Here is a 25,766-nt window from a genome sequence, read left to right on the forward strand (position 1 = left end):
CCGCCATTTATCCGATGCGTCTGCAGGCCGGGCGGCCCGATCTGCAGGGGCGTCGGTGCGGCAGGTTCTGTGGCACAGAGCGCACGTGTTTAGCAACGTTTGTGATCAGCCGCCAAAGTCATCAAGCATGATATCTTCGCGGTCAACGCCAAGGTCCACCAGCATGTTGATGCAAGAAGAGTTCATGATCGGTGGCCCGCACATGTAATATTCGCAGTCTTCAGGTGCTGGGTGATCCTTGAGGTATTCATCGTGCAACACATTGTGAATAAACCCTTTATGCCCGGTCCATTCGTCTTCCGGCATGGCATCCGATAGTGCGACATGCCACGTAAAGTTCGGGAATTCCCTAGCGAGTTGATCAAAGTCCTCGACAAAAAACATCTCTTTGCGGGACCGCGCACCATACCAAAACGTGATTTTCCGATCTCGGTTTTTGAGGCGTTTCAACTGATCAAAGATGTGGCTGCGCATAGGGGCCATACCGGCACCACCGCCAACAAACACCATCTCTTTTTGCGTCTCACGGGCGAAAAATTCGCCAAATGGCCCGGAAATTGTGACTTTATCGCCGGGCTTGAGGTTGAAGATATACGACGACATCTGGCCCGCAGGGATGCCGGCGCTGCCCGGAGGCGGCGACGCGACCCGCACGTTCAACATGATCAGGCCGCGTTCTTCGGGGTAGTTTGCCATTGAATAGGCGCGTTCAATGGGTTCGGCGACGGTTGATCCAAATTCCCACAAATTGAATTTATCCCAGTCGTCGCGGTATTCGTCTTGGATGTCAAAGTCGGTGTATTTCAGAACATGGGCTGGCGCTTCGATTTGAATATATCCGCCTGCGCGGAAATTCACGTCTTCGCCTTCGGGCAGTTCCAACACCAGGTTCTTGATGAATGTCGCGACGTTTTCATTGGAACGTACGGTGCATTCCCATTTCTTAACGCCAAAGACTTCTTCGGGGACCTCAACCTGCATGTCTTGCTTGACCGCGACCTGACACGACAGGCGGTCGCCGCAGGCGGCTTCGCGTTTGGTGATATGGCTCTCTTCGGTCGGCAGGATCGACCCGCCGCCTTCGTGGATCCGGACCCGGCATTGCGCGCATGTGCCGCCACCGCCGCATGCGGATGGCACGAAGAGCTTTTGTTCGGCCAAGGTTTGAAGCAATTTCCCCCCGGCCGGGACGGAAATTTTCTTTTCGCCGTTGATCGTGATTGTCACGTTCCCGCTCGAGACGAGCTGTGACCGTGCGGCCAGAATGATCGTCACCAAGGCGACGACGATAAGCGTGAACAGGATGATCCCAAGACTAAACGTTGCCATTGCCAAACGCCCCTTAAAGTTTCACGCCAGAGAACGACATGAACGCCATGGCCATAAGACCGGCTGTGATAAACGTGATGCCAAGCCCTTGTAGACCATCGGGGATGTCGGAGTATTTCAACTTCTCGCGCACCCCGGCCATCGCCGTGATCGCGAGCGCCCAACCAAAGCCGGACGAGACACCATAGGTGACGCTTTCCCCAAAGTTATATCCGCGTTCCACCATAAAGAGCGAGCCGCCCAAGATAGCGCAATTGACTGTAATCAGGGGCAAAAACACACCAAGCGCATTGTAGAGCGGTGGAAAATATTTATCGAGCACCATTTCTAGGATCTGCACCAAGGCCGCGATCACGCCGATGTAGGAAATGAGGCCCAAGAACGTCAGATCCACATCGGGAAAGCCCGCCCATGCAAGCGCACCCGGTGCCAGCAGATAAGACAAGATCAGGTTGTTGGCAGGCACGGTGATCGACTGGACCACCATGACCGAAACGCCCAAACCAATGGCCGTCGAGATTTTTTTGGAGACGGCGATGAACGTACACATCCCTAAAAAGAACGAAAGTGCGAGGTTCTCAACGAAGATCGCTTTGACCGCGAGGGCAAGATAAGCTTCCATTAGTGCGCATCCACCGTTTGAATTTTGTAGTCACGTTCTTCGACTTGTTTCGGTTTCCACGACCGGAAGGCCCAGATGATTAAACCGATGATAAAGAACGCAGATGGCGGCAAGAGCAACATGCCGTTGGGGACATACCATCCGCCGTTGTTCACAGTTTCAAAAATGGTGATACCAAACAGGCTGCCGGACCCAAAGAGCTCGCGGAAAAACCCGACCATCATCAGGATCAACCCATAGCCAAGGCCGTTACCAATGCCGTCAATAAAGCTATCGATGGGGGTATTTTTCATGGCAAAGGCTTCGGCACGGCCCATCACGATGCAATTGGTGATAATCAGCCCAACAAAGACCGACAGGGTTTTGGAAATCTCGAAGGCATAGGCTTTCAACATCTGATCCACCAAAATCACCAGTGACGCGATGATCACCATCTGGACGATAATGCGAATGGATCCGGGAATATGGTTGCGAATAACCGAGATGAACATCGACGAAAACGCGGTTACCAACGTCACGGCCAATGTCATGACGAAAGCGACCTGCAATGACGATGTCACCGCCAAGGCCGAACAAATACCCAATACTTGCAATGTGATAGGGTTATTGTCGACCAACGGGTCGATCAACATTTCTCTGCGCTTGTGTGCCATTAAACATTCCCCTCCTTTAGATTGGCGAGGAACCGTTCGTATCCTGTTTCGCCCATCCAGAATTTCACAAGGTTATCGACCCCGACCGTCGTCAGCGTGGCCCCTGACAATGCGTCAATATGGTAATCACCCCCCGCGGATGTCACCGTCTTTGACACGCTGATTTGCAAGGTGCCAGTGTCGTCGGTCAACCGCTTGCCGTTCCATTGCGCTTTCCAACGCGGGTTGTCGACCTCGGCGCCTAGGCCGGGCGTTTCGGCGTGTTCGTAAAATTGCAGGCCGTAGATATCGTTGCCGTTTTCTTCGAGAGCGATGAAACCATATAGTGTCGACCATAACCCGTAGCCGTGGATCGGCAGGATGACCTTGTCGATCTCACCCGCGCTGTCGCGCAACAGATAGACGGTGACGAACTTTGCCTGACGGCCGATGCCGGCCGGGTCAGTGTCCAGTTCCACAGACGTCGCAGGGTCTTCGGCGGCGGCGCGATCATCGAAGGTCGTTGGGTCAAACGCGTCTGTGAAGCTGCCTGTTTCAAGTTCAAGCACATGCGGTTCAAACGCGGCAAATGCGTCTTCGACGGGAACGTTGGCATCATAGACACCTGCGACTTGCAGGATGTTTATTTGCTTGTCTTTCAAGGCGTTGATCTGTTGCAACGGGCGCAAGGCGACCGCCGCAGAAGACACAATCATCGAGGCCAATAGGCACAAGGTGACGGCAACAAACATTGTTTTGGGCACGGAATCTGCTGGCAGTGCTAAGAAGCGGCCAATGGCCCCTTTGGGCGCAGTATCTCGGATATCGTCAGACATGTCGCTTGGCCCTCCGTTTGATATTGGCTTGCACAACAAAATGGTCAATCAGCGGGGCAAAAACATTCCCGAATAAGATCGCGAGCATCATACCTTCGGGGAAGGCGGGGTTAATCACCCGTATCATCACAACCATAAATCCGATCAGCGCGCCGTAGATATAGCGGCCTACATTGGTGTGCGAACCGGACACGGGTTCGGTTACCATGAACACCAGACCAAACGCGTACCCGCCGACCACAAGATGCCAGTACCACGGCATGGCGAACATGGGGTTCGTGTCCGACCCGATCCAGTTGAGCAAAAGCGAAAAGCCGATCATCCCGCCCAGACACCCGAGCACCATGCGGTAGTTTGCGATTTTAGTGGCCAGCAAGAACGCCAGCCCTAAAAGTGCCGCGAGCGTAGATGTTTCGCCCAGTGAACCGGGGACGAACCCTAAAAAGCTGTCCCACCATGTGACCCCACGGGCCGCGAGCGCTTGAAACCCGTCAGACGCAGACACCGCCAGCGCCGTTGCCCCGGTGTACCCGTCAACTGGCACCCAGACACTGTCGCCAGACAATTGGGCCGGATACGCAAAATACAAAAACGCACGGCCCGTGAGCGCGGGGTTGAGAAAGTTCTTACCGGTGCCGCCAAAGACTTCTTTGCCGATCACCACGCCGAAAATGATGCCAAGCGCGACCTGCCAGAGCGGGGTCGTCGCAGGTAAAATCAAAGCGTAAAGCATTGATGATACGAGGAAACCTTCGTTTACTTCGTGTTTGCGCACGGTCGCGAATACCACCTCGAAGATGCCACCCGCCACAAGCGTCGTGATGTAGATCGGCAGGAAATACAGCAGCCCATGCAGCATATTCGCAACCGGATTGGCCGCATTGAAGCCGATGCCTGCGGTCTCGATGATCCACGCGCGCCACCCGGACGGGCCAAACTGTGCAATCGCAACATTCGATTGATAGCCGGTGTTGTAAAGCGCCATCAAAATACACGGGACCGTTGCCAAAACGACATAGGTCATGATCCGCTTCATATCGATGTAGGACCGCGCGTGCGGTGCCACCGTCGTCACCGTTTTCGGCGTATACAGGAAGCTTTCGACCATCTCGTACATCGGGAAATAGCGTTCCCACTTGCCGCCCTTTTCAAAGTGCGGCTCTACACGGTCAAAGACATTACGCAGACCCATGCTATCCTTCTCTCTCAATCTTTGTCAGGCAGTCGCGAAGCGCCATGCCATATTCGTACTTTGCAGGACAGGCGAACCCGACGAGGCCGAGATCTTCTTCGTCAAGTTCAAGGGCGCCAAGACGTTGCGCCTGATCGGTGTCCATCACCAAAAGCGCGCGCAGCAATTGCGTAGGCAATAGATCCTGCGGCATGAGGCCTTCAAACGTGCCCAACGGCACCATCGCCCGGCGCCCACCATTGAGGTTTGAGCTGAGAGGAAAGGCGCGTTTGGACAGGGCAGAGCCCAAAACCGGTTGCACGGCGTATTTTGACACCATCGGCCGGATCCATCCCATCGGGATTTGTTTTTTGTCTTCTTCGATTAGCGTGATTTGCCGTGCGTAACGGCCAAGATAGGCGTCTTCGCCTTGACCGGACCGGCCGCTGAGCACGGACCCGGAAATCATGCGAACCGGCATATCATCAGGCAAGTCAGAGTGCACAAGATCAGCCATAGAGGCACCCGCGACGGTTTGAACGAGGCGTGGGTCGCGGCATGCAGGGCCAGCCAGCGCAATGACACAGGAGGCATCATATTTGTCCGTCAGCATCAAACGGCCAATCACGATAACGTCCTGATATCCGATCGTCCAAACGGATGTATTAGACTGGGGTGTCGTCAGAAAATGCATGTGCGTGCCGGCAAGCCCGGCCGGGTGCGGCCCGGAAAACCCGACGGCTTCGACCCCGTCAATATCGTGACCCGGCAATGGGTCGGCATCGGCCTGACACAGATATGTGGCCCCACCCGACAGCCCCGCGACGGCCTTGAGCCCCGCCTTGAATGCGGCGGCATCTTGGGTGATCGCAATCGTGGGGTCGATGGCCAATGGCTCGGTATCGAGCGCGGTCACATATATCGCGGCAGGAACGGCACTAGGATCGGGGACTTTGGAATAGGGGCGCGTGCGAAACGAGGTCCACAGACCTGCGGCGCACAGCCGTTCAACCAGACCCTCGCGGGTGGTGGCATCGCCGACATCAGAAAAATCGACCGAATCACCGGTGGTTTCATCTGCTTCGATCACGACGCTGATCAATTTGCGCCGGGCGCCCCGGTTGATCTGGCTCACTTTACCCGCAATAGGCGAAACGATCTGCGCCTGTGGCACGTTTTTATCAAACATAACCGGCGTGCCGGGGACAACAACGTCCCCTTCAGACACCACAATAGTAGGTTTCAGGTCGATATAGTCTGCCCCAACAATCCCCACACGTTTTAAGGGCACAGACTGCCCGATTTCTGGCCGGGGCGCCCCCATTATAGGCAGATTCAAGCCTTTTGTTAGCTTAAACGTCTTCACAGAAATAGACCTCAGTTCCTAATTCGCGCGGGCGACCACAAGTGTTGTGGCGTCGGGCATCCTCTTGTCGAGGCACCTGCTAATGCGTTTTTAGAGATATGGCCATATAGAGGTTGAAGAATACGCAATTTTTCGTCTACGACGTCAAAAAATGGAACCTATGGGGTATGCCTTGACCAACTCTGCACAGTTTACACGCCGTACAATGCTTGCGTTTCCTTTGGTGTTTGCCGCTGCATGTAAGGCGCAAAACCAAGTTTTGGAAATTTCCGGCTTTTCAATGGGGACGTCCTATAAGGTTGTCGCGATTGACCCGTCCAACGCGCTTGACGAAGTGCAGGTAAAGCAAGCAATTTCAAGCGCTTTGGCCAATGTGAATGACAGTATGTCAAACTGGCAGGCCGGGTCTGAAATCTCGCGTCTTAACGCAAGCCCAGTCGGAACGATCATGCCGGTTTCTGCGGAATTGACCGATGTTTTGAACGCCGCGTCCTATGTGTATCACGCCAGCGAAGGGCGGTTTGATACCACGGTAGGCCCGCTGATCGAGCTGTGGGGATTCGGCGCGCCGGGCGCACGAGCCATGCCCCACGATGCCGATATCGCGCAGGCCCTCACACGCACCGGCCTGACCGACAGCTTGCGGGTTGGGCAGGGAACCATTGAGAAAACACACAAAGATGCACAAGCCTACCTTGCCGGGATCGGCAAAGGATACGGCGCAGACCACATTGGGCGCGCTCTTACGGCCCTCGGGATCGAAGACTACCTCGTTGAAATCGGTGGAGATCTTTATGCAGAGGGTCGTAACCCGAATGGCCAGCCATGGCAGGTGGGTATTGAAACGCCCAACGTTGGCGACCGCGGCGTGTTGGGTGTGGTTGGCGTCTCGGGGCTGGGGGTCGCATCATCGGGCGACTACCGCAATTACTTTGAGGAAGACGGCCAGCGGTATTCGCATCTGATCGATCCGACGACCGGACGCCCAGTGACGCATAAAACGGCATCGGCGACGGTTTTGGCGGAAAATGCGATGTTGGCGGATGCGTGGTCTACAGCGTTGCTTATTCTGGGCCGGGAACGCGGTCTTGATGTCGCATCGGCCCATAATGTCGCGGTTCAGTTCGTTGAACGTGATCAAAACGCCGCGAGCCCGCAGTTCAAGACCTTTACAAGCGAGGCGTTTGAAGGTCTGACCGCATAAACTAAACTCTTCAAGAGGCCGCACCTTATGGCGACTTTCCTTCTGACGTTCACGATGTTGATGTTGATCATGCTTGGCATGGCGCTTGGTGTCATTTTTATGAACAAGCGGATCAAGGGAAGTTGCGGCGGGCTAAATGCGATCGGCGACGCGGACCAATGTCTGGTTTGCCACAAGGAAATTGACCCCGATTCCCCCCTGCGGGAAAGACTGGCATGCCCCCGCGCCCGCAAAATGCTAGAGCGCGCGGGGCTTGAAGGTCAGCCCTAGATAGGCGGCGAAACCCGACCGCCCTGTGTGCTGAATTTGCGACTAGATTGCATTGCACTCTATGGGGGCGTGCCTTTTGACGACGCGCAGACGTTAAGGCCTGCGCGTCTGTTGATCTTGCAAAGCCTTGCCTTAGTCGCGGTGCATGCGCCCGTTTTGCGCGGTCTTCACCGTCCCACCCGAAACAACTTCGACGTAAACGCCCATATCCATGTGCCCCAATTCCTTACGGAGCAAATAAGGAATTTTCAGATCGCGTTCCGCCGTTTCGGGGTTCACCTCGGTCGCGGCACAACGTTTTGTGCGAGACAGAATGCGAAACGATACATCTCCAAATTCCAAAACCTCACCAACTGCATCGAGTTCGGCGTAGGGCGGCAACCCGTCGATCACGATATTCGCGCGGAACCGCGCAGGGTGGATGGCGGCGCCAACCCGTTCTTCCAGATCGCGGACAGAATTGAGGTTCAGCACAGAAATCGCGTTCATCATTTGCGGCGAAACCACCGAAACATCGGTAAACCGATGCGGGGCGGAGGACACAAATCTGGGGGGTTCTGGATCAGCAAGCCCTAACGTTTCATGCAAAAAGCGGGCAGCCGCGACCGAGGCTGCCGGATCGCGCATGTCAAAGGTCTGAGGGGTCTGTGTGCTGGCGATCTCAAGCTGCTGCGTTGTGTCATCGAACGTGGTTTGCAGCCCCGCCAACCCGGCCACCTTCAGTAAAACGACAAATCGGTCCTTGGGCAATGGTTTCGGGTCTTTGGGGTCAAAACCTGAATTGAAACGCGCAAAGCCAAAAAGCCGGTCTCCTGGCATCCCTTCACCTGCGACAAGATCCACCGAGGTCAGAGGCTCAGCGGACAGGCCTTTTACGGGAAAGCGGTTCAGCTCTTTGATCGTCAGGGGGGTATCAGACACATTTTGCTCCTTTGGGACGTTTTGTTTTCTCTTGCTACGCCGATATCAAAAAAGGTCAACCTACCGGGAATAATGCCGCCTATTCCCGATCGGTTCCAGTGGCCGGGTATCATTCATTTGTTTGAATTACGCGTGACCGATGGGTTTGAAAGACCTGTGCGTGTATCACGGGATAATCACGGTTCTGGCACTCACAAGAAGGTGTCATTGATCTTCCGGGCGCCGAGGATCAGACGGCACATACAGAGCCAGCCCGATCATGATCCAGCCAGCGAGCATTCCAACAAGGTTACACTCTGAAAGTTCAGACATGGCACAGGGTTCGAACGGCGCAACAGGTATGCAACGGACCTCCCCCGTTGCGGTTTACCCGCCGTTTAGGCCCACACCCATCTGACTGAATTGTCCAGTAACCGCCTCAATCGTAAAGATCGAAATACATGCCGTCCTTTTCTCTTTCCATCAGCACAGGCCTTGCCTTGTTGTTCACTCTCACACCTGCTTTCGCACAAGACAGCCGGTTTTCGGCCGATTTCACTGCTGAAATTGAAACAGATTTCACCTTTGATTCCGACGACGCCGACAGCGAAATTACCGATACTTTCCTGACCATCGAAGGGGCGCTATCCTACCACCTGACCGACAACGTCTCGCTCAACGCGACGCTGTTGATCGAACCTGTCACAGACGCTGATGACGACCGGTTTTTGGAAAACCACGGGTTCTTTGCCGAAGAGCTGTTTTTGTCGTTTGGTGTCGGCCAATCGGACGTGACGATTGGTAAATTCAACCCAACATTCGGGACCGCCTGGGATGCAGCACCCGGCATTTACGGCGTAGATTTTGCCGAAGACTATGAAATCACCGAAAGAGTTGGTGCGGCCGTTGATTTCGGGTTTGCATTTGCCGGTGGCGATCACACGGTTCAGGTCGCAGCATTCCAAGCCGACCGGACCTTTCTGAGCGATTCACTCGGCCGCGAACGCGGGCAGCTCGACATCAACAGCGGTGGCGTGTCCAACACAACGGGCATCGAATCCTTCTCTGTCGCGCTGTCGGGTGAATTCGGCAACACCAACTACAACGCGGGCCTGCAACGTCAGGGCGCCGGCAACGGTGATGCGGACGACCAGACGGGTGCTGTCTTTGGGCTCAACCAAGTGCTTGATACGGCTTTGCCAATCGAAGTGCTGGGTGAGGTCGCCTATTTCGATGCCTTTGACGGCACCGACAATTCGGCGACCATCGCGACGTTTGGGTCTTCGGTCGCATTTGACGCGTTCACCTTGTCCGGGGTGTTTGCAATCCGTGATGTCGAAGAGGCCCCGGTTGACCGGCTCTATACTGTTTCGGTCGAAAAAGAGCTGGTTCCGGGTTTGACCGGGTCGGTGGGCTACCGGTTTGGCCAAGAAGACGGCGTCGACAGCAACGCGTTGGGTGTGCTGCTGGCCTATGAATTCTAAGGCATGTTAAATATAGGATGACGCCAATCGATTGGGCCGGGCCACACCGGCCCAATTTCTCCGGGCTTTTTGGGTGGCAACCTGCGGGTCGTGTCAAAAGCCGGGTCTGAACAGGCACAGGGCAAGGCCCATACCACAAAGGGCGATGCGGTAAGGCCATGCGCGGTTTCCGATAAGGCCGTGTGAAATGGCGCTGAGGCCAAGCGCCACAAGACCAAAGGCGATAAGGGCAGGGACCGTATCGCTTGAGAGGTGCAGCAAGGCGTCGTTTGCGATCATGGCCAGCGGGATAATGTATAGCCCAACGCCCAACGCCATGGCGGTCAACGCCACCCGCAACCAGTTTTCCTGGACCATGCCAGCCGCGATAAAGACCGCGCCGCAAACCGGTGGTGTAATGGTCGACAACAAGGCAAACCAGAACACAAAAAGATGGGCTTGCAAGGGGGCGAGCCCCAGTTCGATCAGGGCCGGGCCCGCAACGGACACGCAGATGACATAGGCCGCGGTGGTGGGCACTTCCATGCCCAACAACAAACACGCCAGCGCCGTGAGCAACAGCGCGGGCCACAGTGCGCCCCCCGAACCCGACAATATTGCCGAGGTGATTTTAACCCCAAGGCCCGTGATGCCCAAGACGCCAATAATGATCGACGCGCACAAGATGATAGAGCCGATCATCGCCACCTGTTTGCCCGCATTTAACGCGGCATCGGCCAGCCGGGTCAGGCCTTGGCTGAGGTTCGGACGCAGGCTGATGTCGATAAACAGCACCGCCAGTGCCGCGAAAATCGCCAGTGCGGCGGAATATTGAGGGGTGTATCCCACGCCAAACATCGTGATAAGCAATGTCGCGAAGGGCACAAAAAAGAACCCCGACGTGATCAGGACTTGTCGACGCGTGGGTTGGTTTTCTTTGGGGATGGGCTGCAAGTCATAGCGCTGTGCAAAAGCGTTGATCCCTTGCCAGACGGTCAGGAAATACAAGATCGCGGGTAAAAGCGCGGCCAGCATGATCTGGGAATAGGGCACGCCGGTCAGTTCCACCATGACGAAGGCGCCCGCGCCCATGAGGGGTGGCATGATTTGTCCACCCGAAGACGCGACAGCCTCGGTGGCGGCCGCGAGCCGTTTTGGATAGCCCAGCTTGGTCATCGCGGGCAATGTGATCGCGCCGGTGGACGCCACATTGGCCGAGGCCGATCCCGAGATTGACCCAAAGAGCGCCGACGACAGCACCGACACCTTGGCCGCACCGCCCTTTAGACGCCCCGCAGCGGCGGAGGCGACATTCATGAAGCCCTGTCCGGCTTCCCCGGCATTCAGCACTGCGCCGAAAATCACGAAAACGGCAACAATGCTGACCGAAACGCCTGTTAGGCTGCCCCAAAGCCCACCCTCTGCGATGGTCAGCGTCCCTAGAAAACTGCGCAATGGGGTCCCGGCATGGCCAAATTGGCCCGGAATATGTTGCCCCAAAACCCCGTATGCAAGCGCCGCAAGCGCCACCAACGGCAGGGGCCAGCCAATGGACCGCCGGGCCCCTTCCATCGTCACGACCAACAGCGCGACGGCCAACCAAACTTGTGCATCGCTTTCCAAAAACCCGTATTGATTGCGCAGCATCTGGTGATGAAACGCGACCCACAGACAGGCCAGGACGCCGATTGTCGTCAATACGGCGCCCCAAAGGCGGGCGATAACCCCGCCACCCGAAAACAGGAAAATCCACGGCAATATCAACGCCATATGCAGCGGCCGGGCAACGAGGTTTGGCACCAGCCCGTAGAAAATCAGGCCCAGATGAAACGCAGCCGTCACCGCGCCCAACAGGATCCAAACCCGCCGCGCGGGTATATGCAACTTGGTCGTTAACATGCCTAAACGCGCTGCGGTTACATGTGCGCGTCGCTGAGTGTCGCGCCGATTTCCTTGTAATACCGCACGGCACCGGGGTGGATCTGTGTGGTGATGTTGGCCAACATATCCAGTGACACGCCGTCCCACCATTTTGCGGTGCCGACCATGTCAGACTTTGTTTCCCAGTAGGTTTTGGTTAGTTGGTAGGCGGTGTCGTCGTCCATTTTGGCGGTTGTGTAGGCGACCACTGGCAATGACGTGGTGGTAATATCGTCATCTTGCCCGGCGTAGGTACCCGCAGGGATGACCAATTCGGTGCGTTTGGACTGAGCGATTTGATCGGGGTTGAGCGAGAGCACCGTGACGCCTGTGGATGCCGCCGCTTCGATCACGTTTGGCGCGGGATAAGAGCCCGCCGTCACGAAACCGTCGATCTGACCATTCTTGAGCGCATTGACCGCGTTTGATAGTTCGCTGTCTGCCACGGTGACCTTGTCGGACAGGCCGAACAGTTTGATGTATTTCGCACCTTCCCGTGCGCCAAAGGACCCGCTGCCCAACAACACAGTCTTGCCTTCCATCTGGGCGAAATTCGTCGTCTTGCTGGCATCTGACATCACAAAGTGCATGGTCAGCGACGGGATAGGAAACAACGCCTGAATGGTGTCAAAAGACGGGTCGCGTTTGCCTTCAAACATCGCTTTGCCGCCCTGCGCCAACCCGACAAGAGCGGGAGGCGTGGTAAAGACATAATCGCCACCGCGCGCGCGCACTTCCATGACGTTTTGCACGGACCCTTGGCTTTCCTCAACCGTGACGGATATCGCGCCTTCGGACCCTGCTTTCATCGCCTCAGAAATTTGCACCGCCATCTGGTAATATGACGATCCGGTCTTGGCCGATTTGTAGGTTATCCGGGTGTCGGACCACGCCGCCGTCGCCAGAACACATGTCGCAAGCGCGCCAAAGGCCGCTGTTTTCAGTAAAGTCATCTTTTCCTCCCTCTATTCTTGAGGGGGAGTGTGACGTGACACAAGGCCCGGCGCAACACCAAGACGCAAATGAACTGTTGGCCGCAGCGGTCCGTCAAAGGCAGGAATACGCTAGAACTGGTTCATAAATTTGCGATCAATGTGGTTTTTAACACGCCACACCAAATAGCCCGCCACGCCCCAGCTCTTTTTCTCGCCGAACGCCCGTTTGCCCCCAAGCGAGACCAACTTCAGGTAATCTGACTGCGGTTTGTAGGTGCCTAGCGGGTCACCGGCCACCGCGTTGCGCAGGTTTTGCAACAAGGTCGGGGCTTGGCGCACGGCGTAAACGCCTGCTTTTGGACGGGGGTCAAACGTCATATGTGCGCAATCGCCCACCGCGAACACCCCCGGCGCGCTGGTTTCCAGCGATGGGTTGATCTCGATAAACCCGCTGTGCAGTTTCAAACCGGTCTGCGCGATCCATGCGTGTGGGGTGGCGCCGGCGGCCCCGACCACCAAATTGGCGGCAATGCGCGTGCCATCTGCGAGGGTCACGCCCTGCGCTGTGACCTCAACGACGTCGACGTTTTCATGGATTTTCACACCGTTCGCGGGCAATTCGCGGCGCAACCGATTTTGCGTCTGAGGGCTGTTTGCAGATAAGATCTGGCCCCGATCCAACAGCTTGACCGACGCGTCGTTGCCATGTGTTTTCAGGGCAAACGCCATAGCCATCGCAAGCTCGGCCCCGGCGATGCCGCCACCAATGACCACGACATCTTTCGCACCCTCTGCCGCACGAAACGTATCCCAACGTCGCGAAAAAACATCGAGCGGTTTTGCGGGGATGCCGTGCTGTTGAAACCCTGCCAAGACGTTCATCCGCGATGTGATCCCAACATCAACCGACGCCAGATCATACGGCAACTCTTGCCCATCCTCTAACGTAACGACCTTGCGCACAGGATCCAACGATATCGCCTTGCCGTCTATCAACCGCACGCCCGCTTTTTGCGACAAGGCGGCCAAATCTATGTCGAGATCTTTGCGGGTGTAGTGCCCGGCCACAAACCCCGGCAACATGCCCGAATAGGGCGCCGTTGTTCCGGGATTGATCACCGTGACCTGCGCCCCTGTGATGGGCGCGGTTTTCAAGGCGTTCAACACCAACGCATGGGTGTGGCCACCGCCGATAAGAACGATTGATTTGGTGGGGCGTTGGGTCATGGGGGCTCCGGTGGCGGGCGATACTGGGGCAACCTAGCCCATGCAGGTCGCGGACCCCACCTGTCTTGGCGCAGATCAACGAAATTTGAGGAGAGTGTCGTAAAATGCGCCCGTGTTTTAGGTGGCGCACAATGACATACACGTCACGTGGCTGTGTATCGCAATGCGGGTTTAAGTGTGATTATATGCGCTCCGGGCAGGTCGCGCGCCCGCCTCAAACGTGACGCACCCTAGGCTGCAGACATTGCGCACCCCTCAAAAGTGATACACAAAATGCCCGAAACCAAACTGTCTTTTTCCCTTCTTATCATGCGCCTGAGCATCGCGGCGTTCTTTGGTGCGTGGACGTCGCTTAAATTTTTGCGGCCAGAATGGTTCGAAAACGTCTTTCAAAATGCCTATGGGCTTGCGTTTATCTCGCAGGGAATGGCGTGGGCCGTTGGTCTTGTTCAAGTAGCGATTGTTGTGGCTTTTGCCGTGGGGTTCATGCGGACCTATAGCTACGCGGTGATGGGGCTTATGCAGGCCGCAGGGGTTGTCGGGTCGATCCCGAGCCTGATGAACTACACCCAATATCCAAACAACCTGATGTGGGCAGCGGTGCCTGCGTTGGGCTCTGTTGTCGCGCTATTTTTGCTGCGCGACTATGATATCTATTCGGTCGACGGGTGGCGCAAATCGCGCAGCCAAGCTGCGAATTAGGGGGCAACGATGCGTCATAAATTGTTGAAACTGGCAGGCAGCATTGTGGTTTTGGGTGCGGGTGTTGCGGGCTATCAAACACTGCGCCCACCGTTTTGGGAGACCGGTGCGCCTCTTGTGGGTACGTCCGGGCCTGTTGCGCTGTTGGATGATTTGCAAACAAACGCCCTTGGTAATGGCTGGAAAGAACGGCGGTTTTTCCGGGTCACACCCACCCAATATCAAACCACCGAAGACGGTGGTGCACGCATGCTGCGATGTACAACAAATAACAGCGCTTCGATTTTGGCACGTGACACTGATATCGCACTCAGCGATCTGCCGATCCTGTCGTGGACCTGGAAAGTCACCGAGCCTATCGAAACAGCGCTGGATGAAAGCACCGAGGCCGGTGATGACCATCCGTTGCGGTTCTTTCTGCGTTTCGTGAATGAAACCGGCGAAACATGGGGCAGCGAGATCATCTGGAGCAATACAAAATACGCCGCCGGCGACTATAAAATCATAGGCAGCTTCTATCATCTGGTCGCCAATGATCGCGACGCAGCTGTTGATGTTTGGCATGATCAAACGGTCGATCTAAGAACGCTGTTCCGTGATATCGGGGGCACAGGGACGCCGCGCTTGGATGTACTGGGGTTCTTTTGCGACAGCGACAACACCGGCGCGCGCAGCGATGGGTTTTTCAAAGATATCACCCTGTCAGCGCCATCAAATTAGGGCGGGGCGTTCGGGCATCTATTCTTGAAACTTCAAGGCTTGGGCACGGCGGGTTTGGGGTGACATCTCGGTGAATTGCCGGAAATATTTGATGTTTTTGGGGCCAATCCCGTGTTCGGCGCTGTAAGATCCGCCAAATTCCTGAACCGCCGCAGCGACAACAAAATCACGCAGTTCGGTCTCAAAGGCGGGGGTGTTTGGCCCATCCGTTTTGACCAGGTTAAAATGCAGCCCCCCGTCGCCAAGGTGCCCGAAATCGCAGATTTCGATATGCGGGAATTTGGCTGCAAGGCGTGGGGCCATAGCGCCACGAAAGGCGATCACCTTGTCGCGGGTGAACCCCAGATCGAAGGCGATCAAAGGCCCGGCTGATTTCACGCCCTCTGACAACGCATGGCGCAGGGCCCAAATTTCTTCGGGGCGTCCGAACAGGGCGTCTTGGATCGGCGCGCCTTGAAGTTCCCATGCTTCGGCCAACACAGATTGAAGCACCTCGTCCAAGGGGGTATCCCAAGGCGCCCCGGTGGTCGCGCGCGACAATTCAACCAGCACTGCGGTTTGTGGAATATCACCGCCCGCAAACGGGTTAGACAACGCAGGGGCATGGGCAAACGCATGGGACATCGCCGCGCGCGACATGAATTCAAACGCGGATAACAGGCTGCCCACGCGCGTTTCAAGATGTTGCAGCAGGCGCAACATCGCCGCATCATTGCTGGGGACAACGATCGCTGCGGCTTGCTCTTGCACGACGGGTTCTAGGTTGATGATGGCTTGCGTGACCACCCCAAACCAGCCCGACGTGCCGATGTAGTTTTGTTTCCAATCGGGCCCAGTGTTGTTTTTGCGCACCGCCGACCCGAGGTGCAGAATTTCGGCATCTGATGATTTCAGCACCACCGTCAGCCCCAGCACATTGCGGCGCACGTCCCCGTAGCGCACAAACCGCCCGCCGCCGGTGTTTGTCGCGACCATCCCGCCGATCATCGGGTCAGACCCCAGATCAATCGGGAAAAACAACCCATGCTGTGAAAGTCGGGCATTGATTTCAGACAGCCGAAACCCCGCGCTGACACGCAACGACCGGTTCGCCAGATCCAGATCAAAGACGTCGCGCAGTTTCGAAAGGCTCAGGACGGCTTGGTGCCCCGTGGCGTCTGGGACAGACGCCCCGACAAGGCCGGTGTTGGCCGATTGTGCCACAAAGGGCATGTTATGCGCGGCCAAGTGCCGGACACAGTCGGCGACCTCTTTGGTGGTCGTCGGCATCACCACAAACGGGCTTTGCGCGCATTCGCCGCGCACGCCTTGCAGATAGCCGGCCATGTCGCGTGGGTCGGTGATTGTGCGGATGCCCGCAGGGGGGTCGAGGGTCATGCCACGGAGCCCGCGGTTTGTAGCTGTGCAAGACAGGCCTTGAGCGACGCGTCTTGTGTGGCTTGATACAGGTCGAATTCGTCCGCCACCGGTGCACCAAGGGCGGCCTCAAATGTGTCCCGTTGCGAGGCCGTTTGTGCAGTGTCGCGCGCTTCGTCACCAAGGTTCGATTGAAAGATCCCGGCGGCACTGACGGGCAGGAAATCTTCATATATGATGGGGCTTAGCGTCAAAATACCCTTGTCCAACAGGGCCGCTGTGTCGCCTTTGACATTGGATAAACCACCGATCCCGTATTTGAAGTAGGCCAGACCCTGATCGTGCATTTCGCGCCAATCGTCTGGGAATGCCTCAAAGACCTGATCTAGCGCGGCGCAATATGCGGCGGTGTTAGAGCCGTCCGCCGCCGGTAGGATATCTGCCCGCACCCGCGCCAGCAGATCATCATAAAGCGCCCTGCCTTTGACCGTGAGTGCGACGCCGCGTTGTTCGATTTCACCGAACCGCGCCGTGTGCTGACCTTCGACCCAACCGCCTGCGCCATCGGGGAAACGCACCGCCTCGTCCAAGGCTTTGAATGCGGTTTGACGCAATAAAATCGGGCATTTGCGACGCGGGGGGCCTTCGACGACAGCTTTCGCAGGCAGGCCGCGGTCCGCCATGGCGGTTTGGGCGGCATCAATGTCAAGCGTGCGGGGGGTTAGGTGATTGATGTGCGGGCCCTTGAACGACACGACATCGGCAATCAAGCGGTGGGCCGCGATCAATTCATCAAAGACATGCGCGTCAACGCGGGCATCTGGATGCCAACGAAATGTTTCCAAAACCTGCGCGACAAAGTCATCGGCGTCTTCATCGCATAGCCCGCCCTGATCTTCGGCCTTGGTGGTCAGCGCGATAGCAGTAGGCGTAAAGATCGACCGCGCGGTGAGAGCTGTTTCGGCTTTTGCGCGCAACGCGTCATCTTCAATAAGTTCGGTCCGCAAAAGCGATGTGAAAACGCGAAACGGATTGTGCGCCAGATCGTCGCGCGCGATGGGGCGAAACGCGGTTGAATGCACCGGAACAGACGCGACCGACAAATCATAATAGCCCACGGGGAACATGCCCATCACCGCAAAAACGCGGCGGATCATCGCAAGCTCTGCGGCCGTGCCCAAACGGATTGCCCCGTGGCGTTCTTGGCTGATGCGATCTGTATCTTCTTCCGGGGTCAGGTTTAGGGATTGTGCGACATCGCTGCCCAGTGTCTCGTCGTTGATCTGCCCAACGATCTGCATCAACGTCCCGTAGGCGGGCACTTCGGTGCGGTACATAGCCGACATGGCGGCGGAGAACTCTGCGCGAATGTGATTGGGGGTCTTAAACGACATGTTTATCTTGGTCTCCATTGTGCCGCGCGGTGCGGTGATACGTCGGGTCGGTCAGGGTTGTCCCGGTTTTGAAATACAAACTTTTCATCTTAGACACAGGCCGGTGTTTGATAGAGCGCCGGGTGAATGCCAAATAATCATGCTCAGGGTGGCGCATCTATGCCTGTTTCCTAGCAGGCCATACAGGCATAGATGAGAGAATTCCGGTATTTATTTTGCTATTCCCTGCATTCGCGATGAAACCTAACCGGTATTGACCCTTCTTTGGCATTTCTACTGCCTTTATGAGAAACATAAATACCACATACCTCATGCAATAAAGTCATACCTATGCCGCACCCAAAACGTTTCTTACCTCCGACCTCTGCCCTGCGCGCGCTCGAATCCTTTGAGCGAACGGGAAGTGTCACAGAAACCGGGCGGGAGCTGGGCGTGTCCCAAAGTGCTGTGAGCCGCCAGCTAAAGGTTCTTGAAGATTATTTGCAGACATCGCTCTTTGTGCGTGAGAAAAAAGCGATACGCCTGACACCTGCCGCGCAAGACTATTGCGCCGAAGTCCGTGCTGCATTGGACAAAATCGGGACGGCGAGCTTACGGCTCAAGGCGAACCCCAAGGGCGGGCAACTGAACATCGCGATGCTGCCAGCGTTTGGTGTCAGGTGGCTGGCGCCAAAGCTGCCGGATTTTGTTGAAAAACACCCGGAGGTCACGGTGAACCTCAATACGGTGCTGCGGCCGTTCGATTTTTCCAAAGAACCCTTCCACGGGGCGATCCACTTCGGAGAGCAAAACTGGCCTGATGTTCATTTTCTCAAACTGATGACGGAGTTTGTTGTGCCTGTCGCTGCGCCGAAAATGGGTGCAAAATTGTCGTCCGCACATGTCGAAGATATTTTCGCGCTGCCGCTTTTGCACCTTGATACGCGGCCCAATGGGTGGGCGCGATGGGCTGCGTTGAACGGTAGCGCCGTGTCGCCGCAGGTCGGGATGTTGTTTGATCAATTCGCGTCGATGATCCAGGCGGCGATCCATGGTATGGGTGTGGCTTTGGCGCCGACATATCTTATCGAACGCGAGCTTCGCGAGGGTCAATTGGTCGAGCTGGGGTCGATGAAAGAGGTCAGCATTGGCAGCTATTTCTTTGTGTGGCCCAAAGACGCCCCTGACTATCAACCCAGCGTGTTGTTTTGCGACTGGATGAGAGGGTTTTGCCACCCTCAAGACCAATTGGAACCATAGGGCTGCAATCGTGTTTACTGTGCGTTGATCGTGGCCCAGCACGGCAGGATATCGTTGGGGGCAGGGCGTGCGGCAAATACGGCGCGCGCGATGGCCCGGCTGAGGCACAGCGCAGCGGCGTGACCGATCAGGGTGAGATCTCGTCTTGGGTCCGCATCAGATTGCACGCCGGTCGACAGCCCAAAAACCAGATCGCCGTCCCCCGGTGCATGGGCGGGCACACAGGCGCGCGCGATCCCGTCATGTGCCGCAACGGCCATTCGGTGGCATTGTGGTTTGGTCAACGGGGCATCGGTGGCCACAATTGCGATGGTTGTGTTGGCGTGGTCCAACATAGCTTTATGTTTGTCGCTGCTAAGGTCGCGGCCCAAACCAGATGCAGGGTCAGGCCCCAAGCCGCCGAATTCATTGTCAATTTCAAAGGGGGCCGCATAGAAATGGCGGTTGCCGGGCGTTGTTACGGATCCGATAGGGTTGGTGGCAACCAACGCCCCAACCGTCGCCCCATCCCGGAGCACCAACGACGCCGACCCAAGCCCACCCTTGAGCATCGCGGTGAGCGCGCCGGTACCGGCGCCGACAGACCCGAGCGTGAAGTGCTGCGATGCCGCATCGTAAGCCGTGCGGCCAAGGGCAGCATAAGGGTTGCTGCCCCAATTTTTGTCACCGCCATTGAGCAGGTCAAACAGAATGGCACCGGGTACGATGGGGACAACGGCCCGGCCCACGCGGTAGCCACGCCCCGCAGCGTGCAGCCTGTCAACGACGCCAGAACAGGCATCCAACCCAAACGCCGACCCGCCCGACAGCACCAAGGCGTCGATATTGCCGATGGTTTTGTCCGGTGCCAGCAAATCAGTTTCGCGGGTGCCGGGGGCGCCCCCCATCACATGCACAGACGCCATGAACGGCCGGTCGGCGGTGACGACCGTTGTGCCAGATTTCAGGGTATCGTCCTGAGCATTGCCCACATAAAGGCCTGCAACATCGGTGATCAGATTGAGGGGGCCGGGTCTCATATGCTGTTGGTCAAAGGCGCGCACTGCGTGCGCATGACATTTGTGATTTGGGCGGCGTAGCCGGGTGCGGGGTGCCAGATCATATGCGCGGTTTCGCGGCGGCGGTTGCAGGGTCGCCGGTGTTGGGCACGCCTTTGGGTTCGATCAGCAAGACCTTGCATTCATGATCGGCGCGGGGCCGGTGGGTGACGCCTTTGGGCACGACGAAAAGCTCGCCGGTTTTGACGGGATGTGCGGTGTCGTCGATATCCATGATCATTTCGCCATCTAGCACCAAAAAGAAATCATCGGTATCTTCGTGCAGGTGATAGGGAAATGCGCCCTGAAACCGAACGACCATTACGTCGTTTTCATTGTAGTCGGCGACCACGTGAGGGTCCCAGTGGGTGGTGAATTGATCCAGTTTATTGGCGAGGTTGATGGGTTTCATATGCAGCGGCCTCCGTCGACTTCCATTGCGACACCGGTGATCATTGAGGCCTCATCAGAGCATAAAAAGCAAGCGGCGTTGCCCATGTCTTGTGGCGTTGAAAACCGGCCCAATGGGATGGTGGACAGGAATTTAGCGCGGATTTCCGGTGTGTCTTCGCCCATGAAGGATTTGAGCAAGGGCGTGTCGCCCGCCACCGGGTTAAGCGCATTTACACGAACCCCGTTAGGCGCCAATTCAACCGCCATCGCTTGGGTTGCCGTGATCATCCAGCCCTTTGAGGCGTTGTACCAGTTCAGGCGAGGGCGCGGGCTGACCCCGGCCGTCGACGCAATGTTGAGAATAGCACCTGTGGCACGCGATTTCATGTGTGGCACCAGCGCGCGCGCGGTCAGATAGACCGATTTTGCATTGACGGCAAAGACCCTGTCGAATTCATCTTCGGTCACGTCTTCAAGGGCTGTGGGCAGGTGCGTGATGCCCGCATTGTTGACCAAGATATCGACCTGGCCCCATGTGTCGAGGGCCGTCTGGGCCATGTGGTTAACTGATGCAGCATCCGCCACATCAACCATGCAGGCTATCGCAGTGTCGCCTATTTGTTCGCACACTTCTTGCGCCGCGGCGACATTGATGTCGGCGACGATCACGCGCGCGCCTTCTGCGGCGAATTTGCGCACGATGCCCGCGCCAAAGCCTGATCCGCCGCCTGTGACGATGGCGGTCTTTCTTGTCAGTCGCATTCTGCTCTCCCTATAGGTCGTGTTTGAGAACCCACCGGTTATGGCCGTCGCTGTCTGGCGTTGCGGGCGCATATCGATGGGGCACAAAGCCTTCACGGGTCCAGAATAGCGTGGCGCGGGTGTTAACCTCCAGCACAGATAATTTGAGCGCCTCGATACCGGCCGTGCGGGCGCGATTTTTGATCGAATTGATCACCTTGTGGCCAATGCCACGCTCGCGATACGCCGGGTCCATCAATACCAAACCGATCCACCAGTCTTTGGCCAGCTCATAGCCTTCGGCGATGCAGATGATCCCGATAAAGGCAGGGCCATCCATCACCGCGAAATGCAGCAGATCATCCGTGCCCAAGCCGGGAGGTGCCGCGGTAAAAAACCCGTCGATGAAATCCATATTGGGCGCGTGCCCGACCTCGAGCGTGACGTAATCGGCGGCACGTTCGGCCAGATCCAGCGCATCTTCGGCGTGTTTGGCCTGGGTGATGGGGACCAGCCGGGGGGCATGCGTGTTGAACATGTTAGTTTTGGCCATCATCAGGCCTCATCGACGGAATGTTCACTGCAGGTTGCATCAGGATGCGGTGTCCTTGGATCAGGCAGCTGAGGCGCGGCCTTGATAAGCCTTTTGGTGTATGTGTGTTGAGGCTTGGTAAAGATTGCCTCGGTTGGGCCCGTTTCGACGATTTCGCCGGCTTGCATGACCATCACGCGGTCGGTGACAGATCGTACCACGCTTAGGTCATGTGACACAAAGAGATACGTCAACCCATGGGTGCGGCACAGCTCTGCGATGAGATCCAAAATTTGTGCACGCACCGACACATCCAACGCCGAGACGGCCTCGTCAAAGACGATCAGGTCGGGCTTGATGATCAGCGCACGCGCGATGGCGATGCGTTGACGTTGGCCGCCCGAAAATTCGTGGATATACCGCGTCGCGTCTTGGGGGAGCAGGCCAACGGACGTCAACGCGGTGGCAATGGCGGTGCTGCGGGCGGCGCCTTGGGGCGGGTCGGGCAACAGATGAAACGGCTCCGCGATCAGCCGGGCGACCCTGTGGCGGGGGTTGAAACTGCCGAACGGGTCCTGAAACACCACTTGCATACGGCGGCGTACATCAAAGTTCGGTTTGCCTTGGGTTGACACCGGTGCCCCATCTAATGTGATCGTGCCTGATTGGGGATCTTCGAGACCAAGGATCGCGCGGGTCAGGGTGGATTTGCCACAACCGCTTTCGCCCACCAGCCCCAACCGTTCGCCGCGCATCAACGTAAAACTAACACCTTTGACAGCCTCAAACTGGTCGGGTGGCGTAAAGAGCGCGCGGCGGGGCAGGCGGTAGCTGCGATGCAGGTCCGTGACCTCAAGCAAGGGCACGGTCATGGGCGCGACGGGCAGATCAACGCGGTGGTTGGATGCCTCAAAAAGCTGCCGTGTGTAGGGGTGCTTTTGGGCGCGCAGCACATCACCGGTGGGCCCGGTTTCGACAATCTCACCGTGGCGCATTACGGCAATTCGGTCAGCCATATTGGCGACCACAGCGAGGTCATGGGTGATCATCAACAACCCCATGCCGAAATCTTGCACCAACCCTTTGAGCAAATCGAGGATCTGCGCCTGCGTCGTGACATCCAACGCCGTTGTGGGTTCATCCGCGATCAGCAATTTTGGGCGTTGTGCGATGGCCATCGCGATCACCACACGCTGGCGTTGCCCGCCGGACAATTCATGCGCAAAGCGACCCGGTGGGAACTGGTCAGCGGGCAGGCCTACACGGTCCAAAATATCGCGGGCTTGGGCTGCGGCGTTGGCCGCACCGCTATGGAGGCGGATGGTTTCGGCGACCTGCCGGCCGATGCTGTGCACGGGATTCAGCGCGGTCATGGGTTCTTGGAACACCATCCCGATGTCATTGCCGCGCAGGCCGCAGAGCTGCGGTTCTGGCAAGGTGGTGAGGTCGGTGCCGTCAAAGTGCACCGCGCCGGTGGTCTGCGCGCGGTGTGGCAACAGCTGCATGATAGCCAACGCGGTCATCGATTTTCCGGATCCGCTCTCCCCTGTGATGGCCAGAATTTCGCCAGCGTTCAGCGAAAGCGAGACGTCTTTTAAGATAGGTGCCTCGCCTATTTTGAGCGATAGCGCTTCGATCTGCAGCAGGCTCATGTGCGCGGCCTTTGTAGCCGTGGGTCAAGCGCATCGCGCAGCCCGTCGCCCAGTAGGTTCAACCCCATAACGATGCCAATAATTGCCATCCCCGGCACGATGGCCAGATGCGGGGCAAGGGTCACCAAGGTCTGAGCATCGGCTAACATACGGCCCAACGACGGGGTCGGGGGCTGCACGCCGAGACCGACGAAACTTAGCGCGGCTTCGACCTGAATGCCTAAGGCAAATTGGATAGTTCCTTGTACGATCAATAAGTTCAGCAGGTTGGGTAGGATATGTTCGGCTGAAATATGCGCGCGGGTTTTGCCCGCTACGCGCGCCGCCAAAATAAAGTCGCGTTCCCACAGGGGCAGGGCGCCGCCACGGGTGACGCGGGCAAAAACCGGGATATTAAAGATGCCAAACGCGATGATCGCGTTGGTCGCGGATGGCCCCAAAACGGCGGTGATCAGGATCGCCATGACCAGCAGCGGAAAGGCAAATATGATGTCATTGCCGCGCATGATCGTTTCATCCAGCCACCCGCCTTTGTGCATCGCGGCGACCAACCCCAGTGGCACACCAATGGTGGCGCCAATCGCCAACGCCAGCAGCGCAACCCCCAGCGACGTGCGCGCACCGACCATTGTCATGCTCAGGATATCGCGGCCCAGATGGTCTGTGCCCAGCAGATGTATGCCACCGGGCGGTTGCAATTTGCCGGGAATATTGAGGGCTGCGTGGTCAAACGGGGTCCAGAACAGCGACAGCAGCGCCAGCCCGATAAACAGCGCCGATAACGCGGCACCGATCCACAGCCCGCGCGTCATGTGCGGGCCCTCAGGCGAGGGTCGACAATGGCGTAGGTGAGATCAACCAGAAAGTTGATCATGATCACGCCAAACACCACCAACATCACAACGCTTTCCACGACGATCAGATCTCGGGCCGAGATTGACTGGAAAATGAGGCGGCCCAGGCCAGGCAGGTAAAAGACCTGTTCGATGATGATTGTCCCCGCAAAGAGGAACGAAAACTGCAACCCGATGATCGTCAGAACCGGGATCATTGCATTGCGCAACCCGTGGCGCCAAAGGGTCTGGCGCGCGCTGAGACCTTTGGCGCGGGCGGTGCGCATGAAGTCTTCGCCCAGCACATCCAAAAGTGCGGATCGCATCACGCGGGTCAGGATCGCGGCCTGCGGCAGCGCCAGTGCGATCGCGGGCAGGGTAAGCGATGTCAGCCCGGCCAACAGGCCTTTGTCCCACCCGGCAAATCCACCGGCGGGAAACCAGCGCAGATTGATCGCAAAGACCAGCACCAACATCATGGCGAACCAAAAATTAGGCAGCGCGATCCCCAGTTGCGTGGTTGCCATAACACTCACGTCGCCCGCTTGGCCGCGTCGGGCGGCGGCGTATATCCCTGCGGGGATCGCGATGAAAATCGATAGCAGCAAGGCATATAGCGCCAGCGGAATGGACACCGATATGCGGTCCGCGACCATTTGCGTCACGGATGTGCGGTAGGTGTAGGATGTGCCAAAATCACCCGTCAACATGCCGGTAACCCAGTTGAGATAGCGTTGTGTTTTCGACACGTCCAAGCCGAGGTCGCGGCGCAACGCGTCTAGGGTTTCGGGCTGTGCGTTGATTCCCAACATAAAGGACGCGGGATCCCCCGGGGCGACCTCGATCACGGCGAAGATGATCAGCGACGCGACCGCGAGACTGAGGATCAAAGAGGCGAGGTGTTTCAGGATATAGCGCAGCATTGCATATGACGTTAGGCGCAGTGCACGGCAGGGTCCAGAGCGGTTTTCGCCCGACAGCGGCGTGTCACGTTTTGGTGTGCGCAAACGTCTTGATGTGGGGCTACTGCATGGGTGTGGTGGGTTTCGGATATGCGCTGCGTGGTTGGCCGCGTGGGTAGTCTTCAAAATTCAAACAGCTTTGACAACATGCTCACGCGTCTAATTGTTGGGCGTGCCACTGCCCCTATCTGCGTCGTGCGGAGCGGGGCCGTTTATGGGATGATAAAAGATGGCGAAACCACCGCGCCTTTGTGAGGTGTTGGATCGACACGAGGCGAAACCTACGTGATCCGCTGAAGGTATCAGCCGGGCGGCATGTGCGGGGGTTCT

At 57.2% G+C, this 25,766-nt stretch carries 25 protein-coding genes; 6 read left to right on the forward strand and 19 right to left on the reverse strand.

The window, feature by feature from the left end; genetic code table 11:
* Window positions 1-105: 105 nt before the first annotated feature.
* From nqrF to ABJH13_RS03680, 6 genes are read right to left on the reverse strand one after another with little or no spacing between them, the layout of a single operon-like run.
* A complete protein-coding gene (nqrF, locus tag ABJH13_RS03655) occupies window positions 106-1,329 on the reverse strand; it encodes an NADH:ubiquinone reductase (Na(+)-transporting) subunit F (protein ID WP_348404862.1) in 1,224 nt (407 codons plus the stop codon).
* A gap of 13 nt (window positions 1,330-1,342) precedes the next feature.
* Complete coding sequence (gene nqrE / locus ABJH13_RS03660; RefSeq protein WP_348404863.1) at window positions 1,343-1,951, reverse strand: NADH:ubiquinone reductase (Na(+)-transporting) subunit E; 609 nt, start codon at window positions 1,949-1,951, stop codon at window positions 1,343-1,345.
* Window positions 1,951-2,604 (reverse strand): NADH:ubiquinone reductase (Na(+)-transporting) subunit D, encoded by a 654-nt coding sequence (locus ABJH13_RS03665; protein WP_348404864.1) that lies wholly within the window; start codon window positions 2,602-2,604, stop codon window positions 1,951-1,953. The genes nqrE and ABJH13_RS03665 overlap by 1 nt, the downstream gene beginning before the upstream one ends.
* A complete protein-coding gene (locus tag ABJH13_RS03670) occupies window positions 2,604-3,419 on the reverse strand; it encodes a Na(+)-translocating NADH-quinone reductase subunit C (protein ID WP_348404865.1) in 816 nt (271 codons plus the stop codon). Before ABJH13_RS03670 ends, ABJH13_RS03665 begins: the two co-directional genes overlap by 1 nt.
* Window positions 3,412-4,611, reverse strand: a complete 1,200-nt coding sequence (locus ABJH13_RS03675) for an NADH:ubiquinone reductase (Na(+)-transporting) subunit B (protein ID WP_348404866.1) — start codon at window positions 4,609-4,611, stop codon at window positions 3,412-3,414. The genes ABJH13_RS03670 and ABJH13_RS03675 overlap by 8 nt, the downstream gene beginning before the upstream one ends.
* A 1-nt stretch (window position 4,612) precedes the next feature.
* Window positions 4,613-5,956: a Na(+)-translocating NADH-quinone reductase subunit A gene (locus ABJH13_RS03680; RefSeq protein ID WP_348404867.1), complete on the reverse strand. Its 1,344-nt coding sequence runs from the start codon at window positions 5,954-5,956 to the stop codon at window positions 4,613-4,615.
* A 172-nt stretch (window positions 5,957-6,128) separates the two neighbouring features.
* Here ABJH13_RS03680 and ABJH13_RS03685 point away from each other — a divergent pair, with 172 nt between their 5' ends.
* Window positions 6,129-7,160, forward strand: coding sequence for an FAD:protein FMN transferase (locus ABJH13_RS03685; protein ID WP_348404868.1), 1,032 nt, complete (start codon window positions 6,129-6,131; stop codon window positions 7,158-7,160).
* Window positions 7,161-7,187: 27 nt separating this feature from the next.
* Complete coding sequence (gene nqrM / locus ABJH13_RS03690) at window positions 7,188-7,430, forward strand: (Na+)-NQR maturation NqrM (RefSeq protein ID WP_348404869.1); 243 nt, start codon at window positions 7,188-7,190, stop codon at window positions 7,428-7,430.
* A gap of 132 nt (window positions 7,431-7,562) precedes the next feature.
* Here the strand turns inward: nqrM and ABJH13_RS03695 are convergent, their stop codons facing one another.
* Window positions 7,563-8,351 carry an MOSC domain-containing protein gene (locus tag ABJH13_RS03695; protein ID WP_348404870.1) on the reverse strand — a complete coding sequence of 263 codons (789 nt, stop codon included), beginning with the start codon at window positions 8,349-8,351 and terminating at the stop codon, window positions 7,563-7,565.
* A 440-nt stretch (window positions 8,352-8,791) separates the two neighbouring features.
* Here ABJH13_RS03695 and ABJH13_RS03700 point away from each other — a divergent pair, with 440 nt between their 5' ends.
* Complete coding sequence (locus tag ABJH13_RS03700; RefSeq protein WP_348404871.1) at window positions 8,792-9,814, forward strand: hypothetical protein; 1,023 nt, start codon at window positions 8,792-8,794, stop codon at window positions 9,812-9,814.
* 93 nt (window positions 9,815-9,907) lie between these two features.
* Here the strand turns inward: ABJH13_RS03700 and ABJH13_RS03705 are convergent, their stop codons facing one another.
* The 3 genes from ABJH13_RS03705 to ABJH13_RS03715 form a co-directional block, all read right to left on the reverse strand.
* The gene (locus tag ABJH13_RS03705) at window positions 9,908-11,692 is read right to left on the reverse strand and encodes a TRAP transporter fused permease subunit (RefSeq protein WP_348404872.1); all 1,785 of its coding nucleotides are present in this window, start codon (window positions 11,690-11,692) and stop codon (window positions 9,908-9,910) included.
* 17 nt (window positions 11,693-11,709) lie between these two features.
* Entirely contained in the window at window positions 11,710-12,666 is a 957-nt protein-coding gene (locus ABJH13_RS03710; RefSeq protein ID WP_348404873.1) for a TAXI family TRAP transporter solute-binding subunit, read from the reverse strand.
* A gap of 111 nt (window positions 12,667-12,777) precedes the next feature.
* Window positions 12,778-13,875 (reverse strand): FAD-dependent oxidoreductase, encoded by a 1,098-nt coding sequence (locus ABJH13_RS03715; RefSeq protein WP_348404874.1) that lies wholly within the window; start codon window positions 13,873-13,875, stop codon window positions 12,778-12,780.
* A 273-nt stretch (window positions 13,876-14,148) separates the two neighbouring features.
* Between ABJH13_RS03715 and ABJH13_RS03720 the strand changes: the two genes are divergently transcribed.
* Both ABJH13_RS03720 and ABJH13_RS03725 read left to right on the forward strand, forming a co-directional pair.
* Window positions 14,149-14,577, forward strand: coding sequence for a hypothetical protein (locus ABJH13_RS03720; protein ID WP_348404875.1), 429 nt, complete (start codon window positions 14,149-14,151; stop codon window positions 14,575-14,577).
* Between the two features lie 9 nt (window positions 14,578-14,586).
* Window positions 14,587-15,297 carry a DUF3047 domain-containing protein gene (locus ABJH13_RS03725; RefSeq protein WP_348404876.1) on the forward strand — a complete coding sequence of 237 codons (711 nt, stop codon included), beginning with the start codon at window positions 14,587-14,589 and terminating at the stop codon, window positions 15,295-15,297.
* Between the two features lie 18 nt (window positions 15,298-15,315).
* On the opposite strand, the gene ABJH13_RS03730 is transcribed toward ABJH13_RS03725, so the two are convergent.
* Together ABJH13_RS03730 and ABJH13_RS03735 are read right to left on the reverse strand one after the other, a co-directional pair.
* Window positions 15,316-16,674: an FAD-binding oxidoreductase gene (locus ABJH13_RS03730; RefSeq protein WP_348404877.1), complete on the reverse strand. Its 1,359-nt coding sequence runs from the start codon at window positions 16,672-16,674 to the stop codon at window positions 15,316-15,318.
* Window positions 16,671-18,047, reverse strand: a complete 1,377-nt coding sequence (locus ABJH13_RS03735) for a VOC family protein (protein ID WP_348404878.1) — start codon at window positions 18,045-18,047, stop codon at window positions 16,671-16,673. Before ABJH13_RS03735 ends, ABJH13_RS03730 begins: the two co-directional genes overlap by 4 nt.
* A gap of 330 nt (window positions 18,048-18,377) precedes the next feature.
* Between ABJH13_RS03735 and ABJH13_RS03740 the strand changes: the two genes are divergently transcribed.
* Window positions 18,378-19,286, forward strand: coding sequence for a LysR substrate-binding domain-containing protein (locus tag ABJH13_RS03740; protein WP_348404879.1), 909 nt, complete (start codon window positions 18,378-18,380; stop codon window positions 19,284-19,286).
* A 14-nt stretch (window positions 19,287-19,300) separates the two neighbouring features.
* Here the strand turns inward: ABJH13_RS03740 and ABJH13_RS03745 are convergent, their stop codons facing one another.
* From ABJH13_RS03745 to ABJH13_RS03775, 7 genes are all read right to left on the reverse strand, one after another.
* Entirely contained in the window at window positions 19,301-20,305 is a 1,005-nt protein-coding gene (locus ABJH13_RS03745; RefSeq protein WP_348404880.1) for a P1 family peptidase, read from the reverse strand.
* Between the two features lie 79 nt (window positions 20,306-20,384).
* Entirely contained in the window at window positions 20,385-20,735 is a 351-nt protein-coding gene (locus ABJH13_RS03750) for a cupin domain-containing protein (RefSeq protein WP_348404881.1), read from the reverse strand.
* Window positions 20,732-21,478, reverse strand: a complete 747-nt coding sequence (locus tag ABJH13_RS03755) for an SDR family oxidoreductase (protein WP_348404882.1) — start codon at window positions 21,476-21,478, stop codon at window positions 20,732-20,734. Before ABJH13_RS03755 ends, ABJH13_RS03750 begins: the two co-directional genes overlap by 4 nt.
* Window positions 21,479-21,488: 10 nt before the next feature.
* Entirely contained in the window at window positions 21,489-22,013 is a 525-nt protein-coding gene (locus tag ABJH13_RS03760; protein ID WP_348404883.1) for a GNAT family N-acetyltransferase, read from the reverse strand.
* Window positions 22,013-23,641, reverse strand: coding sequence for a dipeptide ABC transporter ATP-binding protein (locus tag ABJH13_RS03765; RefSeq protein ID WP_348404884.1), 1,629 nt, complete (start codon window positions 23,639-23,641; stop codon window positions 22,013-22,015). The genes ABJH13_RS03760 and ABJH13_RS03765 overlap by 1 nt, the downstream gene beginning before the upstream one ends.
* On the reverse strand, window positions 23,638-24,453 hold the full coding sequence (locus tag ABJH13_RS03770) for an ABC transporter permease (RefSeq protein WP_348404885.1): 816 nt from the start codon (window positions 24,451-24,453) through the stop codon (window positions 23,638-23,640). The genes ABJH13_RS03765 and ABJH13_RS03770 overlap by 4 nt, the downstream gene beginning before the upstream one ends.
* On the reverse strand, window positions 24,450-25,397 hold the full coding sequence (locus tag ABJH13_RS03775) for an ABC transporter permease (protein ID WP_348404886.1): 948 nt from the start codon (window positions 25,395-25,397) through the stop codon (window positions 24,450-24,452). The genes ABJH13_RS03770 and ABJH13_RS03775 overlap by 4 nt, the downstream gene beginning before the upstream one ends.
* Window positions 25,398-25,766: the final 369 nt, after the last annotated feature.

The sequence above is a fragment of the Roseobacter sp. genome (assembly GCF_039970775.1).
GTDB lineage: Bacteria > Pseudomonadota > Alphaproteobacteria > Rhodobacterales > Rhodobacteraceae > Roseobacter.

Bases quoted from the DNA above. Each gene is read 5' to 3' on its own strand.
- nqrF (WP_348404862.1), bottom strand. From the start codon at position 1,329: ATGGCAACGTTTAGTCTTGGGATCATCCTGTTCACGCTTATCGTCGTC.
- nqrE (WP_348404863.1), bottom strand. From the start codon at position 1,951: ATGGAAGCTTATCTTGCCCTCGCGGTCAAAGCGATCTTCGTTGAGAAC.
- ABJH13_RS03665 (WP_348404864.1), bottom strand. From the start codon at position 2,604: ATGGCACACAAGCGCAGAGAAATGTTGATCGACCCGTTGGTCGACAAT.
- ABJH13_RS03670 (WP_348404865.1), bottom strand. From the start codon at position 3,419: ATGTCTGACGATATCCGAGATACTGCGCCCAAAGGGGCCATTGGCCGC.
- ABJH13_RS03675 (WP_348404866.1), bottom strand. From the start codon at position 4,611: ATGGGTCTGCGTAATGTCTTTGACCGTGTAGAGCCGCACTTTGAAAAG.
- nqrM (WP_348404869.1), top strand. From the start codon at position 7,188: ATGGCGACTTTCCTTCTGACGTTCACGATGTTGATGTTGATCATGCTT.
- ABJH13_RS03700 (WP_348404871.1), top strand. From the start codon at position 8,792: ATGCCGTCCTTTTCTCTTTCCATCAGCACAGGCCTTGCCTTGTTGTTC.
- ABJH13_RS03705 (WP_348404872.1), bottom strand. From the start codon at position 11,692: ATGTTAACGACCAAGTTGCATATACCCGCGCGGCGGGTTTGGATCCTG.
- ABJH13_RS03710 (WP_348404873.1), bottom strand. From the start codon at position 12,666: ATGACTTTACTGAAAACAGCGGCCTTTGGCGCGCTTGCGACATGTGTT.
- ABJH13_RS03715 (WP_348404874.1), bottom strand. From the start codon at position 13,875: ATGACCCAACGCCCCACCAAATCAATCGTTCTTATCGGCGGTGGCCAC.
- ABJH13_RS03720 (WP_348404875.1), top strand. From the start codon at position 14,149: ATGCCCGAAACCAAACTGTCTTTTTCCCTTCTTATCATGCGCCTGAGC.
- ABJH13_RS03725 (WP_348404876.1), top strand. From the start codon at position 14,587: ATGCGTCATAAATTGTTGAAACTGGCAGGCAGCATTGTGGTTTTGGGT.
- ABJH13_RS03730 (WP_348404877.1), bottom strand. From the start codon at position 16,674: ATGACCCTCGACCCCCCTGCGGGCATCCGCACAATCACCGACCCACGC.
- ABJH13_RS03735 (WP_348404878.1), bottom strand. From the start codon at position 18,047: ATGTCGTTTAAGACCCCCAATCACATTCGCGCAGAGTTCTCCGCCGCC.
- ABJH13_RS03740 (WP_348404879.1), top strand. From the start codon at position 18,378: ATGCCGCACCCAAAACGTTTCTTACCTCCGACCTCTGCCCTGCGCGCG.
- ABJH13_RS03745 (WP_348404880.1), bottom strand. From the start codon at position 20,305: ATGAGACCCGGCCCCCTCAATCTGATCACCGATGTTGCAGGCCTTTAT.
- ABJH13_RS03750 (WP_348404881.1), bottom strand. From the start codon at position 20,735: ATGAAACCCATCAACCTCGCCAATAAACTGGATCAATTCACCACCCAC.
- ABJH13_RS03755 (WP_348404882.1), bottom strand. From the start codon at position 21,478: ATGCGACTGACAAGAAAGACCGCCATCGTCACAGGCGGCGGATCAGGC.
- ABJH13_RS03760 (WP_348404883.1), bottom strand. From the start codon at position 22,013: ATGATGGCCAAAACTAACATGTTCAACACGCATGCCCCCCGGCTGGTC.
- ABJH13_RS03765 (WP_348404884.1), bottom strand. From the start codon at position 23,641: ATGAGCCTGCTGCAGATCGAAGCGCTATCGCTCAAAATAGGCGAGGCA.
- ABJH13_RS03770 (WP_348404885.1), bottom strand. From the start codon at position 24,453: ATGACGCGCGGGCTGTGGATCGGTGCCGCGTTATCGGCGCTGTTTATC.
- ABJH13_RS03775 (WP_348404886.1), bottom strand. From the start codon at position 25,397: ATGCTGCGCTATATCCTGAAACACCTCGCCTCTTTGATCCTCAGTCTC.